Below are 16,705 nucleotides of genomic sequence, written 5' to 3'. Positions count from 1 at the left end.
CCATGCAGGGCTTTAGTTTCCACGCCTCTGATCGGTTCGCGTTTCAGCCCTTTAATAACACCAAGATCCAATGAAACAAAATACTCACTGCATCCCACACTGGCCGGCTCCCGCAATAGACAATATATCATTGGGCGGGAGGGAATCTATGTGTGTCTCGAATCGCATCTGGCCGGCCATCGCTGTCCTGGTTGCGGCGATTCTTTTGCCGATGTCTGCTTTTGCTGCCGCCAACCCCACCGTCGTGCGGGGGCGCGTGCTGGACACGTCAACCGGCAGGTATCTATTAAACGCGCAGGTGCGCATCGCCGGCTCCGGCTTGGTTTCATATACCGACGGCTACGGTGAGTATATAATCACCAACGCCCCCGCCGGCGAAACCGTGATCCAGGCCACCTATGGCGACATGACCCCGAAACAATATACAATCACCATTACCGAAGGCGCCACCACCGAGCAGGACTTCGACATGGAACGCGCCGGCTCCGGCGATGAAATTGTCAAGCTCGACACATACCAAGTCCAGGCCCGCCGGGAAACCGACGCAAAAATAATCGCCCTCAACGAGCAACGCAACGCCCCCAACATCCAAAATGTCGTCTCCACCGACGAATTTGGAAATATCACCGAGGGCAACATCGGGGAATTCCTCAAATACATCCCCGGCCTCACCGTTGACTACAACGCCGCCGCCGCCCGCACCGTCACCATCCGCGGGCTCCCCCCCTCCACTGTCGATATCACCATGGACGGCTTTAAAGTCCCCTCCGCCTCATTCGCCGCCGACGGCGTTTACAGCCCAAGCCGCGCCGTCGAGTTTGAGCAAATCTCCATCAACAACGCCTCCCGCATCTCCGTTTCCAAAAGCCGCACCCCCGACCAGCCCGCAAGCGCCCTCGGCGGCTCCATCAACATGATCAGCAAATCCGCCTTCGAACGTTCCGGCGTCTACGCCACCGTCCGCGCCTACGCCAACTTCAACAGCACTCAAACCAGCCTCAGCCGCCAACCCATCGGCCCCAATGGCCACAAGGAAATACTCGTCAAACCCGGCTTCGATTTCACCTACATCAACCCCCTCACCAAGAACCTCGGCATCACCATCACTGGCATGTATTCCGACCAATACAACCCCCAGACCCTCCAGCAAACCTCCTGGATTCCCTCCTCCGGCGGCGCCAACACCGAAGTCACTCCCACCCCCGCCACCGTCACCCCCAGGAACCCCTACCTCGCCTCCTATCGCGTCCAAACCTCCCCCTCCGTCATCGAGCGCTCCTCCGTCGGCATCTCCCTCGACTGGCGCGCCACCCGCCAGGACATCTTCAACCTCCGCTACCAATACAACAACTACGACAACTCCTTCTACGCCTCGGCTCTGGCCTTTGACGTCGGCGGCGGCGGCGGCCTCGAGTCCGGCCTTCCACCCCAAAACACACAAAACTGGTATGGCCCCGACTTCACCCACGGCGGCATCTCCGACATCGACGGCATGCCCGCCAACCGCAACAACGCCGGCTCCGTCACCAACTCCACCAACTACCGCCGCAAATTCGGCAACACCTGGCTCGCCAACCTCACCTACCGCCACAACGGTCCCGTCTGGAACATCGACGCCGGCATCAGCGCCTCCAAGGCCACCAACAACTACCGCGACATGGACGAAGGCTACTTCAACAACGTCGTCGCCGGCATCCGCGGTGTCATCGTCAACTTCGATGACATCACCAACGGCATCCCCAACAGAATCTCCACCTTCAGCATGACCGGCCCCGCCGGCAACCGCGTCCTCCTCCCCATAGACCCCTACATCCTCGCCCTTCAAAACGAAGCCGCCGACATCAACGCCAACGGACGCAACCAGCAACACTCCTACAGCTACACCATGCGCTATACCCCCTACAGCAACAACGGCACCGGCTACCGCGGCTCCGTCGCCACCACACAAGGCGACTCCTACAACGAAACCGAGGAAGCCTACGCCAACGCCCACCGCCTCTTCACGGCCGGCAACATCCCCATCCGCCTCCAATTCGGCGGCAACATCCGCCGCGAAACCCGCGACATCGCCATGAGACCCAACGTCTGGGAATTCTGGGGCGGCGAACCAGGCGCCAACGGCGAAGACCCCGTCAACCGCGGCGGCGAGGCATACCGGCTCGCCTCCCACTACATCAACGATTCCTTCTCCAAAGTCCCCGCACCCTACGGCCTTGGCTACGTCCAATGGGTCGACCCTGGCAAAGTCTATGACGACTATCTCCTCCACTACAACCGCGACACCGACATCCCAGGCGCCCCCGTCGCCAGCCTCGACCCCAACAACTGGTTCTCCCAAGCCATCGTCGCCAATAACACCGAGCCATTCCTCCTTGCCAACAACTCCTTCCACATGGAGGAAACCATCTCCTCCCTCTACATCCGCGGCGACATCAAACTCTTCAACGACCGCCTCTGGCTTGTCGGCGGCGTCCGCTGGGAACACACCCAGGATAAAGCCGCCGGCCCCCGCCGCCAACCCAACGCCATCTTCAAGACAGACCCCGCCACCGGCATGCCCGACAAAACCCAGTTCTCCGACGCCTTCATTGCCAGCATGGACCGATTCCACCTCGCCCCCTTGGCCCCCACTCCCGCCACCACCTACACCAGCCTCGCCAATCCCTATAAACACGCCGCCAACTACGTCATCAATCAAATCCGTGGCGAAAAGCTCAAGCACACCTACGACGGCTTCTACCCCAGCCTCAGCGCCACCTTCCTCCTCAAGGACGACCTCATCATCCGCGCCGGCTACGCCCGCTCCATCGCCCGCCCCAACTTCATGGACATCGTCCCCCTCGTCGTCCTCCCCGACACAACCACCGTCTCCGGCACCAGCGTCCAGCAAACCATCACCGTCAACAACAGCGAGCTAAAACCCTGGGAAGCCGACGCCTTTGACGTGTCAGTCGAATACTACTTCCAGAAATCCGCCCGCCTCAGCGCCAGTTTCTTCTATAAAAGCATAAAAAACTTCTTCGGCAGCACCACCATCCCCCTCGATCCCCTGCAAGCGGCCACCCCCGAGCTGCTTGAATCCTACAACATCGACTCCTCGCTTTTCTATTATATCAATGGCAATGGAGACCGCGTCTTTAATGAAAAAGTCCGCATTTCCACCATGACAAACGTCGAAAAAATGTCCCTCCGCGGCCTTGAACTTGATTACACTCAGCAACTCACCTTTCTTCCCGACTGGGCGCGCGGCATCTCGATATTCGGCAATGCCACATTCCAAAGCCTCACCGGCAGCCCCCTTGCCGATTTCAGCACCTTTGTTCCCCGCACCATGAACTGGGGCGTCTCGATAAACCGCCCCCGCTATTCCATCATGCTCAAATGGACAAACCGCAGCGACCAGCGCCTCGGCAACAACCGCGGCAGGCTCATCTCCACCGACAATCCCGACACCATCGGCGTCTATGAAGGCAACCGCATCGCCCCCAACTCCTATGAATACCTGGCTGGCGGCACCAAACTCGACATCGACGCGGAGTATCGCATCACCAAGGGCTTCACCATCTATTTCACCGCCCGCAACGTCACCAACGAGCCCTACGTCCTGAAACGCTACGGCGACAACACCCCCGACTACGCCAAACTCTACAGCATCCAGCATTTCGGCGTTCAAATGATACTCGGCGTCAAATATACATTCTGATTGTATAGATTATCATGCGATGCGCAATCACCCTCCTCCTGTATATTGCCGCCGCAACCCTCGCGCACGCGGCGGGCTTCACTACAATGATGCCCAAGCCCTTCCGCCTCGAACAAGGCGCGGGCCGCGAGCTGCTCAAACCCGGGCTGCGCGTGAACATCCCCGCGCAGTCTCCCGCCCGCATCCGCGAAATCGCCGAAGTTTTTGCGGAAGAGCTCAAGGAACAGACCTCGCTTGCCTGCAAGCTGGTGTCCTCCGACGCCATCGAATCTGGCGCGATCACGCTTCTGCTGCAAACGCCGTCTGCTCCGGAGTCATGCGCCCGGGAATCCTATTCAATCGAAATTGATGGGCGCGGCATCGTCGTGGCGGCGGCATCTGCGGAAGGTTTGCTTTGGGGCGCGCAGACACTTCTGCAAGGAATCGAAAACGAGAATGGGAAATATCATATCCGCCATGCCGCCATCAACGACCAGCCTGCGCGCGCCTGGCGGGGGCTTATGCTCGACCCGGCGCGCTCGTTTCTCGACCTCGCCTTCATCCGCCGCACGATTCGCGTGATGTCGGCCTATAAAATGAACGTCCTGCATCTGCACCTGATCGACGATCAGTCGTGGGCGTTCGAGTCGAAGGCGTTTCCGAAATGCAATCGCCCCGGCGAGAAGTATTACACGCAGGATGAATTGCGCGAACTCGTGAGATACGCCGCGCGTTATGGCGTGGAACTGCTGCCGGAGCTGGACTTTCCAGGCCATTCGCACGCGGAGGTCAGCGCATATCCGCAACTTGACTGCGAGGGGATGGCGCGCGAGATGAACGACGCCATTCTTTGCGCCGGGAAACCCTTCACCTGGGAATTCATGGAAAAGGTCGTCGCCGAGGTCGCCGCGATTTTCCCGTCGCGTTATATTCACTTGGGCGCCGACGAGCCTTTTGCCATCAAGCGCTGGAAAAACTGTCCTGATTGCCAGGCACGCATGAAGTCGAAAGGATGCGATACAATCGAGGCATTTTATCACACATTTGTCCGCGATCTGGATGACATTTCGAAACGCAACGGCAAACAGCTTATCGTTTGGAACGAAGCGATTCATCCGGGCGTCGCGCCCATGCCCCCGAAGGATATCATCATACACGCATGGCAAAACCATAAAAACGCGCAGGCGATGGCCGCGGCGGGTTATACAATCATCAATTCCTCCTATGCGCCGCTGTATTTGACATCGTTCGGACTGAGGCAGGGCGTGGCGCTCTCCGCCGTCAAGGACTGGGATGCCACGCTTTTCGGCGCTGAGAATCCGAAGCCCGATGCGGCCAGGGTGAAATATGAAAAATTGCCGCCGCGCGCCATGATTCTCGGCGGACAGGCCTGCATGTGGGCGACTGAACAAGGGCTTGTCGAAAAGCGTCTGTATCCCCGCGCGCTCTGCATGGCGGAGACGCTCTGGGCCGAGGGACGCGCCGGCGATCTGGCGGACTTCGAGGCGCGCTGGCCGGCGCACGAATCGAGGCTCGGCCGGTTTGGAGTGTCTCCCGAATATAAACATCCGTCCATGCCGTTGCGCGAAGATGAAAAATACCGCGACTTCATACTCACATTTGAACTTGATACGGAAACAACGGTTGATTTTTCCGGCATCACAATACGGGATGATTACAAAGTGCGCGTAACACCGCCGCCGGGACACATCCTGATGAGGTCCTTGCGTGATTTGAAGAACTGGCACATCTACGAACTCACCGCGCGCGGGCCTGTCGTCACGCTCACCATCGACGGCTGCATGGCGTGGTCTGTCAGCGATGCGGACGCGCGCAGCGGCCGCATCGCTGTGTCGCGGGCGGACGGCGTGAAACAATATAGAAATATCGCCATCAGAAAACTGGACTGATGCCATTCATGAGGCATTTTTTGGATTATGCCTGATAGGGCGCAGCCTCCGGTTGAGCCGTTGGCGATTCACGGCTCGACCGGAGGCTGCGCCCTGCCCATAAAGCCATGAATTTCGCTCATAAATAGTATAATGATCATGATTTCCATAAAACACTTGCAAGCAGCTTTGTTGTTTGTCGCAGCCCTTTTGCCGGGTGTCGCGTGCGAGGGCGGGGCCGGGCTTGACAAGACGGCTGGTGTCACACCAGCGATGCTCAAGCGGGCGACTCAGTTCCGGACCGTGATCCAGTCTGGCGGGCGATTTCGCAGTGGCGTGTATGTGTATGAATCGCGCACGGTGAAGGATTATGCGGCGGAGCCGGAAAAGCTGGCGGCGCGCCTCGCTTTGCTTGGCTTCACCGACGTGTATCTGACCTGCGGTTCGGGCGCAAAAAGCGCGGCAGGACTGGCGCTTGCATGGCGCAGGACATTCATTCGCGTCGCGCATGGGCACGGCATGCGTGTGCACGCGCAAACGCTGGAACGCGGCAGGCTTTTCGTGGACGACCAGGCGGTGATTGAGGACTGCGCGGCTGTGCTGGATTATAATAAATCGGTCGTGCCCGGCGAACGTTTCGCCGGCGTGTCAGCCGACTTGGAGCCGCATATCATGAAGCATGGCGCCGCCGAACGCCCGAAAGAGCTGGCGCTTGTCTGGGATTCCGAGAAAAACGCCGGCATCGGCAGGGACAACGACCTGCTGCTCAAGCGCACCACCGAGGTGCTGGCGCTGGCGCGCAAGACCATCGGCCCGCTTCCGCTGCGGCAGGCCGTGGGCTTCTTTTTTCAGAACCGTTATGACGCCGGGGAGGTCGCGAATGGCGGCGCGAGGCAGTTTTTGCAGTCGTGCGATGCGCTGATCGTGATGGCGTATAACAACAGGAAGGAGCGCATTTGGAGCATGGCGGAACCCACGATCAAGGCCGCGGGGAGCAGGCCGGCCTGCGTGAGCGTTTGCATCAAGACCAGCCATGGAATACAAAACGGGAAAGCCGACCCAACCTCGTTGCAACCGCTGGGATGGGATAATATGAGCGATGCGGTGAAATATATAATATCCAAGGGCGAAACAACGCGCGCGTTTCTGGGCGTGGATATTTACGAATATCAGGGATTCGAAATGATGTGGGCCGATGCCGTTGTCAATCAACCGCGATGACGACCGTGACAATTACCGGGGGAAAATAGTGTCATCAATATTATGAATGCAAAAAACAGCACGGATGCAGGCGGCGGAATTTTTGATTTTCAGGTCAACGGTTTCGCCGGCGTGGACTACCAGCGCCACGAACTCACCGCTGCGCAACTGCGCGCCTCCATCGATGCGCTTCGCGCCCATGGCGTCGCCGCGATTTTTCTCACGCTCATCACCGACACTATCGACCGCCTCGCGGCGCAATTTACACGCATCGAGCGTTACCGTGCAGCCGACCCCGTCCTCGCCCAAACCATCATCGGCTACCACCTCGAAGGCCCGTGGCTCAACCCCGAATCCGGCTACCGTGGCGCTCACCCCGCCGCACCCATGGGCGCACCCAGCCTCGCCGACTTCGCCCGTCTCCAAGCCGCCGCCAGCGGCAACATCCGTCTCGTTACGCTCGCCCCCGAATGGCCCGGCAGCGCCGCCTTCATCGCCGAACTCACACGGCAGGGCGTCCACACCTCCATCGGGCATAGCAACGCCAGCGCCAACGACATCGACGCCGCCATCCAGTCCGGCACACGCTTCTGCACGCACCTCGGCAATGGCGTCGCGCTCATACAACCCCGCCACGACAACATTATCCAGCGCCTCCTGTCGCGCGACGAGCTCACCGCCTGTTTCATCCCCGACGGCATGCACCTGCCCCCCTTCGTCCTGAAAAATTTCGTCCGTGCAAAACCCGCCGGCAAAATCCTTTTTACCACCGATTGCATGGCCGCCGCCGGCGCACCGCCTGGCCGCCACACACTCGGCTCTCTCGAAGTGGATGTGGGCGCGGACAACATCGCCCGCGAACCCGGCGGCGGCTTCGCTGGCTCCACGCTCACGCCCGATCACGGTGTCGAACTCACCGCCCGGTATCTCAATCTCGCACCCGACGTCGCACATGAACTCTGGTCTGCCAAGGCCGCCGCCGCCTTCGGCATAAAACTCCCCGCCTGACCTCCAGCATTTTCGTCACACCATGAAGAAGAAAACACCCGCCACCGTCTACAACACCTACGGTCGCCTCGCCGTCGAGACGCACCCGACACGCGCCGCCCTGGGCCATGCCGCCGGCCATGCCGCCGCCGCCGCCATCCGCGATGCCATCGGCGCGCAAGGCCGCGCCCGTGTCATTTTCGCCTGCGCCCCCTCGCAAGACGAATTCCTGGGCTCGCTCATCGAGTCCTCGCGCGCCGGTGCCGCCGCCTTCGATTGGAAAAAAGTCACCGCCTTTCACATGGACGACTACGTCGGCCTCAAAGCCACGCAGCCGCAAAGCTTCCGTTATTACCTCAACGAACACCTCCTCAGCCGCGTCAAAGTCGGCGCGTTCCACCCCATCCAAGCCGACGCCCCCGACATCGCCAAAGCCTGCGCCGACTACACGCGCCTCCTTGCCGAGAAACCAATCGACCTCGTCTGCATGGGCATCGGCGAAAACGGACACATTGCCTTCAACGATCCTCCGGTGGCCGACTTCGCGGATCCCGCGCTTATCAAACAAGTCGAACTCGATCGCGCCTGCCGGCGGCAGCAAGTCAACGACGGCTGTTTTTCGTCCCTCGCCGACGTTCCCAAACACGCGCTGAGCCTCACCGTGACCGTTTTCCGGCAGGCCAGGCAGCTCAGCATCCACGCCCCCGGCCCGCTCAAGGCAAAAGCCGTCCGCGCCACCGTGCGCGGCCCGATCAGCGTCAAGTGCCCTGCGTCAATTCTGCGCCTGCACCCGAATGCCACGCTCCACATCGACGCAGTCGCCGCGAAACTGCTCTGAATCATCCCGGCGCTCTGCGAAGTTTGCGGTTTCCAGTTTTCGATTTTCAAACCCGACGGCACAGCAACGCCCGACTGCAAATCGCGAAATTCTTCTCTCCATTTAATACCACTTACCGATGAAAATCATGCCGTTGATTTGTTACGTAGCGCCACGATTCCGCCGCTGGAGTCTGTTTTCATTTGGCAATTGGCATAACCTACGAAATTTCCCATGAAAATAAAAGGACTGCGCTGGTATATTGCCGGACTCCTCTGCCTCACCGCGGGGCTTAACTACCTCGACCGGCAGGCGCTCTCGATACTCATCGGGACAATACAAAAGGATATTCCGGACATAACCGATGCGCATTACTCGATCATCACCTCCGCGTTTCTGGCGAGTTATACGGTCATGTATGCCGTGAGCGGCTTGGTGATCGACAAACTCGGCACGCGCAAGGCGCTCGCGTGGTTCGTCTCCGGCTGGTCCGTGGCGAGCCTTTTGCACGCGGTGGCGCGCACGGCGATGCAATTTTCCCTCTTCCGGTTCCTGCTCGGCGCGACGGAAGCGGCCAATTTTCCGGCGGGCATCAAAGCCGTGTCCGAATGGTTCCCCATGCGCGAACGCGCCCTCGCCATCGGCATTTTTAACGCGGGCACGGCCATCGGCGCGTGCATCGCGGCTCCCATCATCGTCTGGATGTCGCTCGCGATGGGCTGGCGCATGGCGTTTGTCATTTCCGGCGGACTCGGCCTGGTCTGGCTCGTTCTATGGCTGATATTCTTCAAGCCGCCGCGCAATCATCCGATGCTCATGGAACAGGAACTCGCGGTCATCGAAAGCGGACAAACCGCGCAGGAGGCGGTCGCGATGAAAAAAATCCCGCTTATCAGCCTGCTCAAAATGAAGGAGGCATGGGGCTGCATCGTGGCGCGCATGCTCACCGATCCGATCTCTTATTTTCTCGCGTTTTGGGTGCCGAAATTTTTGCAAGACGAGCACAAGTTCAGCCTCAGGGAGCTCGGCATTTACAGCAGCATTCCCTTCGCCGCGCTTGCGCTCGGCAACATCGCCGGCGGCGCGATTCCGCGCTGGCTGATCGGCGGGCTCGGATGGGATCTCAACCGCTCGCGCAAAACCGTGATGGCCGCCGCCACCATCCTCATACCGCTCAGTTTTCTTCTCGTCGTGCGCGTGCCAAGCCCTGTGCTCGCCGTGACGCTGCTCTGTGTCGCCATGTTCAGCCATGCCGCGTGGGCCAACATGACGCTTCCCGCCGAGGTTTTTCCGAAGCACGTGGTCGGCACGATTTCCGGCTTCGGCGGCGCGATGGGCGGGCTGATGGGCGTGCTCTCGCAACTCGCCATCGGCCAGGTTGCAAAGGACGCCGCCGCATGCGGCACCACGCCGTTCATGACGATTTTCACAACCGGCGCGATTCTATATCCGGTTGCCTTCATCGCCGTGTGCCTGCTGGTCCGCCGCCTGGGCGAGGTGCGCGAAGTGAAAGTGTGATATATATATCCAATAAATGGATACAATCGCAGTCTCGTTTACGGCACCCTCCCTGATATTTCTCCCATGCTGACTCCATTTCACTTCTCGACGCGGCGATCATTGTCGGCTTTTTGATCTCGGTCGTCCTCGTCGGCTCGGCGGCGGCCCGGCGCTCGAGCCGCAGCGCGGGCGATTTCTTTTTGTCCGGCCGTGCGATGCCGTGGTGGCTGCTCGGCGTCTCGATGGTCGCCTGCACGTTTTCGTGCGACACGCCGAACCTCGTCACCGACATCGTGCGCACGCAGGGCGTCGCTGGCAACTGGGCATGGTGGGCGTTTTTATTAACCGGCATGCTGACGGTTTTCGTGTATGCGAAACTCTGGCGGCGCTCGGCGCTGGACACCGACCTCGGCTTTTATGAAATCCGCTACAGCGGACGCCCGGCGGCGGCGTTGCGCGGCTTCCGCGCGATCTACCTCGGCGTGTTTTTCAACATCATGATCATGGCGACGGTGTCGCTGGCGGCCATCAAGATCGGCCAGGTGCTCTTCGGTCTCTCGCCGGTGGCGACGCTCCTATGGGCCTCCGCCGGTGTCGCCGTCTACGCGACACTCGGCGGGCTGACCGGCTCGATCTGGGCGGACTTTTACCAATACGCGGTGGCGATGCTCGGCGCGATTTTCGCGGCGGTCTACGCGGTCAACTCGCCCGACGTCGGCGGCGTCTCCTCGCTGCGCGAACTCTTTGCCAACGCCGATGTCGCCGCAAAAATGAACATGTTTCCCGACGGCGCCGGCGGCCTCTCCGCGCTGATGACGGTGCTCATCCTGCCCGTCGCCGTGCAATGGTAGAATGTCTGGTATCCCGGCGCCGAGCCGGGCGGCAGCGGCTACATCGCCCAGCGCATTGGGATTCCTGAACGGCTTGATGGTGAATGTGGATTTTTTTGTTTCATCGATAGGTTGCCGCCGTCACGTGGCAACCTAATCGCGTCACTCTTGCCTTACCTCGGTAATTCTTCGGTTCGGCGCAGGCATCCATCCTGCGTTACGGTGCGCGGTCCGCGCGCGCATTCAGCGCGGCCAGAGGGTTTGGCTGAGCGCGTCGTGGCGGGCCTGCAACTCCTGATACAAGGCGGTGTTTTTCCTGTCGGGTTCGGCCCGGGTCCTCTCGTCGAGTTTCACGCACCGTCCGGTCAGCTCGGCCAGCGAGGTTTCCTTCGCGCCTTGCTGCCGAGACACGCACCAGGCCGACTGCAACGCCGCCCCTAGCGCGGCCCCCTCGTCCTCCTTCATCGCCACCACCGGCACGTCGAAGATGTCGGCCATGAGCTGCCTCCAGAAACCCGACTTCGCCCCGCCGCCGGTCAGGCGGATCTCCCTCGGGCGTATGCCGAGAGCCATGAGGCGGCGCAGGCCGTGGTTGAGGTTGAGCGTCACCCCTTCCATCGCGGCACGGGCCAGATACGCAGGGTTGAGCGTGGCCAGGCTCAGCCCGTAAAGCACCCCGGTGGCGTGCGGGAGGTTCGGCGTGCGTTCGCCCGCCAGGTAGGGCAGCATGAGCAGGCCGGCACTGCCGGCCGGCGCGCCGGCCGCGGCGCGGTCCAGCGCGCGCACGTCCTGCTTGAACAGCGCGCGGATTTGCTCGGTGACGGTCGTCACGTTCATCGTGCACAGCAACGGCAGCCACCCGCCGTCCGACGAGCAGAAGGCCGCGATCTCCCCGCGCGGGTCCACCACCGGCCGGCCGGCATGCGCAAAGATCGTCCCGCTGGTGCCGAGGCTGGCCGTGACCACGCCGGGCGACACGTTGCCCGTGCCGACCGCCCCCATCATGTTGTCGCCGCCGCCGGCGCTCACCGTGACGTTTTCCGGGAAACCGAGGCGACGCGCGTGGGCGGGCAGGAGCGTGCCCGCGGGGACGTCGGAGGGCGAAAGGGGCGGAAGGAAATTTTCGAGGTTTTTGTCGATGGCCTGAAGCGCCTCGCGCGACCAGGCGCGGCGGCGGATGTCCATGAGCGCGGTGCCGGAGGCATCGCCGGGCTCCATAAAATACGTCCCGGTGAGGTGGAAATTGAGGTAGTCATGGGGCAGCAGCACGTGGCGGAGCCGGCGGTAGTTCGCCGGCTCGCGGCGTTTGAGCCAGAGGATTTTCGGGGCGGTGTAGCCGGGCAGGAAGGGCACGCCGGTCTTGCGCAGCACGGCCTTTTCCCCGCCGAGCTTTTTGGTGAGCAGCGCGCATTCGGCGGTGGTCGAGGTGTCGCACCAGAGCTTGGCCGGGCGGATCACGCGGCCCTCCTCGTCGAGGGGCACGAAGCCGTGCTGCTGGCCGGACACCCCGATGGAGCGCACCCGGCGGCGCCGCGCCGGGCCGAGCCTGGCCGCGAGTTCGGCCAGGGTGGCGTCGAGCGCGATGGTCCAGTTGCGCGGGTGCTGCTCCATGTGGCCGGGCGGCAGGCCGGGGATGAGCGCGTGCGGAGCCCGCGCGCTGGCGACGACCTGCCCGCGCTCGAGATCGAGCGCGACGGCCTTCGTGCTTTGCGTGCCGGAATCAATGCCGATGTGAATCATGGGGAGGGCGGAGGTGGAAACGGGGAATGCGGAGGGTGATATTCAGGTTGGAAAATCAGCCCTGCGTTGCCGCGTGAGCGACTGGGAGCGCCGGCTTCCAGCCGGCAGACGACGCGAAGCGTCGCCAGACCCACGGGCGAGCCGCCCGTGCCACCTGCCGGCAAGATGCCGGCGCTCCCAGTCGCTCACGCGGCAACGTTGCGTCTTGTGGCCTTCCGCATTGCACCCCCAATGCATGGTCTTCTTTGAATTTTTGGGATTTGCCAACGGCGCTCAGGCGCCGTTGGCCAGATATTGGGCCACGAGGTTTTCCAGATACTCTTGTCTGCCCGAGCGCGGGGCCGGTTCGCCGAGCTTGGTCAGCACGAGCTTTTCGAGTGATGCAAAACTGGCCTTGCCCTGCTCGATGTCCCGGCCGTAGCCGCTGTCGTAGCTGGAATAGCGCTCCGACACGAAGCGCTCGAATTTCCCCTCCGCGAGGATTTTTTTGGCCAGCTTGAAGGCCAGCGCGTAGGCGTCCATGCCCCCGATGTGGGCATAAAACAGGTCTTCGAGATCGATCGAGGGGCGGCGGAGCTTCGCGTCGAAGTTCAGCCCGCCCGAGCCCAGGCCGCCGGCGCGCAGGATCGAGAGCATCGCCAAGGTCAGCTCGCGCACGTCGGTGTTGAACTGGTCGGTGTCCCAGCCCAGCAGCGTGTCCCCCGTGTTCGCGTCGATGCTCCCGAGCAGGCCCGCGGACGCCGCCACCTCGATCTCGTGCGGGAAGGTGTGCCCCGCGAGCGTGGCGTGGTTGGTCTCGATGTTGAACTTGAAGTGCTTTTCCAGGCCGTAAGTGCGCAGGAAGGCGATACCGCTGGCCACGTCGAAGTCGTATTGGTGCTTGGTCGGCTCCTTGGGCTTGGGCTCGATCAGGAACTGCCCCTTGAAGCCGATGGCTTTCGCGTGATCCACCGCCAGGTGCAGAAACGCGGCCAGGTGCGCCTGCTCGCGCTTGAGGTCGGTGTTGAGCAGCGTCTCGTAGCCTTCGCGTCCGCCCCAGAATACGTAGTTCTCGCCGCCGAGCTCCAGCGTGCACTCCAGCGCCTTTTTGACCTGTGCGGCGGCGTAGGCGAAGACGTGCGCGTCGGGGTTGGTGGCCGCACCGCACATGTAGCGCGGATGCCCGAAGAGGTTGGCCGTGCCCCACAGCAGCCGGATGCCGGTGGCCCGCTGGAGCTGCTTCGCGTGCGCCACGAGCGTGTCGAGGTTTTTGTTGGACTGCGCCAGCGTCGCGCCCTCCGGCGCGATGTCCCGGTCGTGCCAGCACCAGAACGGCGCGCGGATTTTCTGGAAAAACTCGAAGGCCGCGTCCATGCGCCGTTTGGCGACGGACACCGGATCGCTCCCGCCATCCCACGCGCGCCGGATCGTCGGCGCCCCGAAGGGGTCCAGCCCCGCCCCGCGGAAGGAGTGCCAGTAGGCGATGGAAAAACGCAGGTGCTCGCTCATCGTGTGCTCGCCGATGAGTTCGTCGGGATTATAGTGCTTGAAGGCCAGCGGATTGTCGCTCCGCGGCCCCTCGTAGGCGATCGCGGGAATGCCGGGAAAATGGGACTGGGTCTTGCCGGCGGACTTGGTCGTCCGCGCGGCTCTCTTGCTCTGGGTGGTTTTGGTTTTCATACGGGGAAAAAGGTGTCGGGGGAAGAGTGATTGCGGTGACTCGTCGGATGGGCGCACAGCACGATGGCGCGTTGCGGGACCGGATGCGAGAAAGTTGAGCTGGCAGCTTGGCGCGACCAGTTGTCAAGGGCGATGCGGACGTTATTCTATATTTAGAATAGACACAGTTTTCCTCGCCGGACGAGGCCGCGCAGTCGCGCGCGGGGAGCGGCGCGAGCCGGACACGCCGGAGCTGGACGCGCCGCGCGCGGTGAAAGGCGGGAGGGTGGCGCCGTCGAACCAGGTGCCCTCGACGAAAGTGGTTTTGGGGATGTGGGGCACGCCGCGCTTGTTGTGCTGAAGCAGGCCCGAGAGTGTCTCAAGCGCGAGCGCGCCGACGGTCTCGTGGTTCTGGCGGACACCGGCGACGGTGCCGTCGAAATTTTCAAGGAAAACATCGGCAAAGGCGATGTCGCGCGGGATTTCGAGACCGAGCGTCCTCAGGTGCGGCAGCACGAAGGAGCCTTTGCTGATGACGATCTCGGGGCGGTGTTTTTCCAGCCAGTCGCGAAATTCCGCCAGGTCCGGCACGACCTCGCTTTTGCTCTGGTTCATCCAGCGCTCGACTGGCTCCGGGCCGGGAAACAGGTGCATCGGGATGCGATCGGCGGGCGAAAGATTTTCCTGTTCGCAGAGATAGCCCGCGGTCCAGAGATGATCGACACTGTGGTCCCAGCCCCGGTGCATGACGAAACCGATGCGCCGGTAGCCGGCGGCGATGACCCGGCGCATGGCCAGGCGGATGATGTCGCATTGGTTGTTGGTGACGTTGTGCAGCGCGGGCTCGTGCGGGAAATAGTCGATCTTGACCGCGCTGAAGTGATCCCAGTCGAGGCGGAGGGCGTGGTCGATCTCGCGCACGTGCGAGGCGATGATGATGCCGTTGATGCCGCGCGCCCGCAGGATCTGGCTGAGCCGCCCGTGCGTGAGGCCCGGCTCGCGCATCCAGAAATGCTCGAGCTTGAAACCGAGTTCGTCCGCGGCCCGCAGCGCGCCGTCATAGAAATTGGGATGCGCGGTGACGGTTTTCCAGCCCCAGCAGGTGTCCCAGTTGGTGATATAGGCGATGGTGGGCGGGCAGCGCCGGTCGGCGATGTTGTGGCGGTAGGAGACCAGCGCGCGCAGCAGCGGGTCGGGCGCGTAACCGAGGCTGCGGGCGGCATCCTGGATGGCCAGGCGAGTCTGTTCGGGCAGCCGCGGGCTGTTGCGCAGGGCGAGCGAGACGGTGGTGACATGCACGCCGCATTTGCGCGCGATGTCGGCCATGGTTGTGCGTTGATCTTTCATGGGCGTGCGTGGGATGGGATACGGGGAAGCACTAAACGTAGTTTTCTACTTAGGACAAATCATGTAAGAATGCATAAGTTATTTTGTTCTAAAGTTAGAACGCGGGTTCCTTCGATCGTAAAAAAATATTCATAAATTAATTATTAATAATGTATTATAAATCTAAGATTCTTTCTGAAGATGAGTAAATTTAACTCTTCACTTTATGACGAGCGGATACTCCCGATGACCGCCGCCATCGCCGACCGATGGAGGCGTCACTCTCCCCGTCAACTGTTCCCGGTGTCGGATGGCCTTCTTGCTGCCCCCGACTTGGAGCATCGGCTTTCCATCGTGACGCGAAATGTTGCCGATTTCCGCCGCTCCGGCGTCAACATCATCAATCCCATCTCACAAAAACGGCCCCCCGCCAAATGCCCCTCCGGCCTGAAATGGACTCCCTAATGATACAGGGAAGTTCTAAAAATTGAACAGAAGGCAACAAAGGGAATGAAGAATAACCAAGGGTTTCCGCCTTTCAAAGCATACAGAGCATTTCAAATTAAACTGTGGCCGGTGGTCGAATTGGAAGGACGGCCTCCGTGTCGTCCTTCTGTTCGAGAAACGGACGGCACGGAGGCCGTCCCTCCATCAACCGGACTCCCATTGATAAATGGTATTATACCATTTCAATAGAGCATTTATTTGTTTATTCTGTCGCAACTGGCAGGGACGGATCCGCGTATCTGTTTAGCGTGATTACAGCTTTGCGCGGCAGCGCGTAGCGCAGGCATCCTGCCTGCCGTCGTTATTTTATCGCGCGAAGCGCGGCATTTTTTTTGAATCAGCGGCGCTTCGCGCCTTCGGTTTCGACGGCAGGCAGGGATGCCTGCGCTACGCGCTGCCGCGCTTTGCTTGGATTTTGCGACCAACTAAATGATCTAAAGGGGAAATGCGTTGCAGGGCTCGATCTTGCGTCTCCTGTCCAAATTAAAAGGCTGTTTATTCAGACAGAATTGACTGAATTTAATGAATGCACAGAATAATGGCCGCTTTCGATTCTGTTCATTTTTTCAATTCTGTTAATTCTGCCCAA

Annotated in this window: 10 protein-coding genes and 1 pseudogene; 8 read left to right on the top strand and 3 right to left on the bottom strand. The window is 61.1% G+C overall.

Translation table 11 applies throughout. From position 1 onward, the window contains the following. Positions 1–211: 211 nt before the first annotated feature. The 7 genes and pseudogenes from OH491_RS20745 to OH491_RS20715 all read left to right on the top strand — a co-directional run. Positions 212–3,703, top strand: a complete 3,492-nt coding sequence (locus OH491_RS20745; RefSeq protein ID WP_068772623.1) for a TonB-dependent receptor — start codon at positions 212–214, stop codon at positions 3,701–3,703. A 14-nt stretch (positions 3,704–3,717) separates the two neighbouring features. Further along, on the top strand, positions 3,718–5,592 hold the full coding sequence (locus OH491_RS20740; protein ID WP_068772624.1) for a family 20 glycosylhydrolase: 1,875 nt from the start codon (positions 3,718–3,720) through the stop codon (positions 5,590–5,592). A gap of 138 nt (positions 5,593–5,730) precedes the next feature. Beyond that, positions 5,731–6,792: a hypothetical protein gene (locus tag OH491_RS20735; RefSeq protein WP_145929064.1), complete on the top strand. Its 1,062-nt coding sequence runs from the start codon at positions 5,731–5,733 to the stop codon at positions 6,790–6,792. Positions 6,793–6,834: 42 nt separating this feature from the next. Further along, positions 6,835–7,779 carry an N-acetylglucosamine-6-phosphate deacetylase gene (locus OH491_RS20730; RefSeq protein ID WP_068772626.1) on the top strand — a complete coding sequence of 315 codons (945 nt, stop codon included), beginning with the start codon at positions 6,835–6,837 and terminating at the stop codon, positions 7,777–7,779. A gap of 22 nt (positions 7,780–7,801) precedes the next feature. Continuing rightward, positions 7,802–8,596, top strand: coding sequence for a glucosamine-6-phosphate deaminase (locus OH491_RS20725; RefSeq protein WP_068772627.1), 795 nt, complete (start codon positions 7,802–7,804; stop codon positions 8,594–8,596). Between the two features lie 213 nt (positions 8,597–8,809). Then, positions 8,810–10,093 (top strand): MFS transporter, encoded by a 1,284-nt coding sequence (locus OH491_RS20720; RefSeq protein WP_068772628.1) that lies wholly within the window; start codon positions 8,810–8,812, stop codon positions 10,091–10,093. 77 nt (positions 10,094–10,170) lie between these two features. Next, a pseudogene (locus OH491_RS20715) lies at positions 10,171–10,923 on the top strand (sodium:solute symporter family transporter); the annotation flags it as partial. Between the two features lie 225 nt (positions 10,924–11,148). Here the strand turns inward: OH491_RS20715 and xylB are convergent. The 3 genes from xylB to OH491_RS20700 all read right to left on the bottom strand — a co-directional run bounded on the left by xylB (position 11,149) and on the right by OH491_RS20700 (position 15,630). After that, positions 11,149–12,645 carry a xylulokinase gene (gene xylB / locus OH491_RS20710; protein WP_068772630.1) on the bottom strand — a complete coding sequence of 499 codons (1,497 nt, stop codon included), beginning with the start codon at positions 12,643–12,645 and terminating at the stop codon, positions 11,149–11,151. A gap of 273 nt (positions 12,646–12,918) precedes the next feature. Continuing rightward, positions 12,919–14,304 carry a xylose isomerase gene (gene xylA / locus OH491_RS20705; RefSeq protein WP_084442620.1) on the bottom strand — a complete coding sequence of 462 codons (1,386 nt, stop codon included), beginning with the start codon at positions 14,302–14,304 and terminating at the stop codon, positions 12,919–12,921. A 141-nt stretch (positions 14,305–14,445) separates the two neighbouring features. Continuing rightward, positions 14,446–15,630, bottom strand: coding sequence for a LacI family DNA-binding transcriptional regulator (locus OH491_RS20700; RefSeq protein WP_068772631.1), 1,185 nt, complete (start codon positions 15,628–15,630; stop codon positions 14,446–14,448). A gap of 225 nt (positions 15,631–15,855) precedes the next feature. Between OH491_RS20700 and OH491_RS20695 the strand changes: the two genes are divergently transcribed. After that, positions 15,856–16,074 (top strand): hypothetical protein, encoded by a 219-nt coding sequence (locus tag OH491_RS20695; RefSeq protein WP_068772632.1) that lies wholly within the window; start codon positions 15,856–15,858, stop codon positions 16,072–16,074. The last annotated feature ends 631 nt before the right edge of the window (positions 16,075–16,705 follow it).

This window comes from Termitidicoccus mucosus (genome assembly GCF_038725785.1).
GTDB lineage: Bacteria > Verrucomicrobiota > Verrucomicrobiia > Opitutales > Opitutaceae > Termitidicoccus > Termitidicoccus mucosus.
Note: the sequence above shows the minus strand (reverse complement) of the source record. Positions and strands in the feature narration are given on the sequence as shown.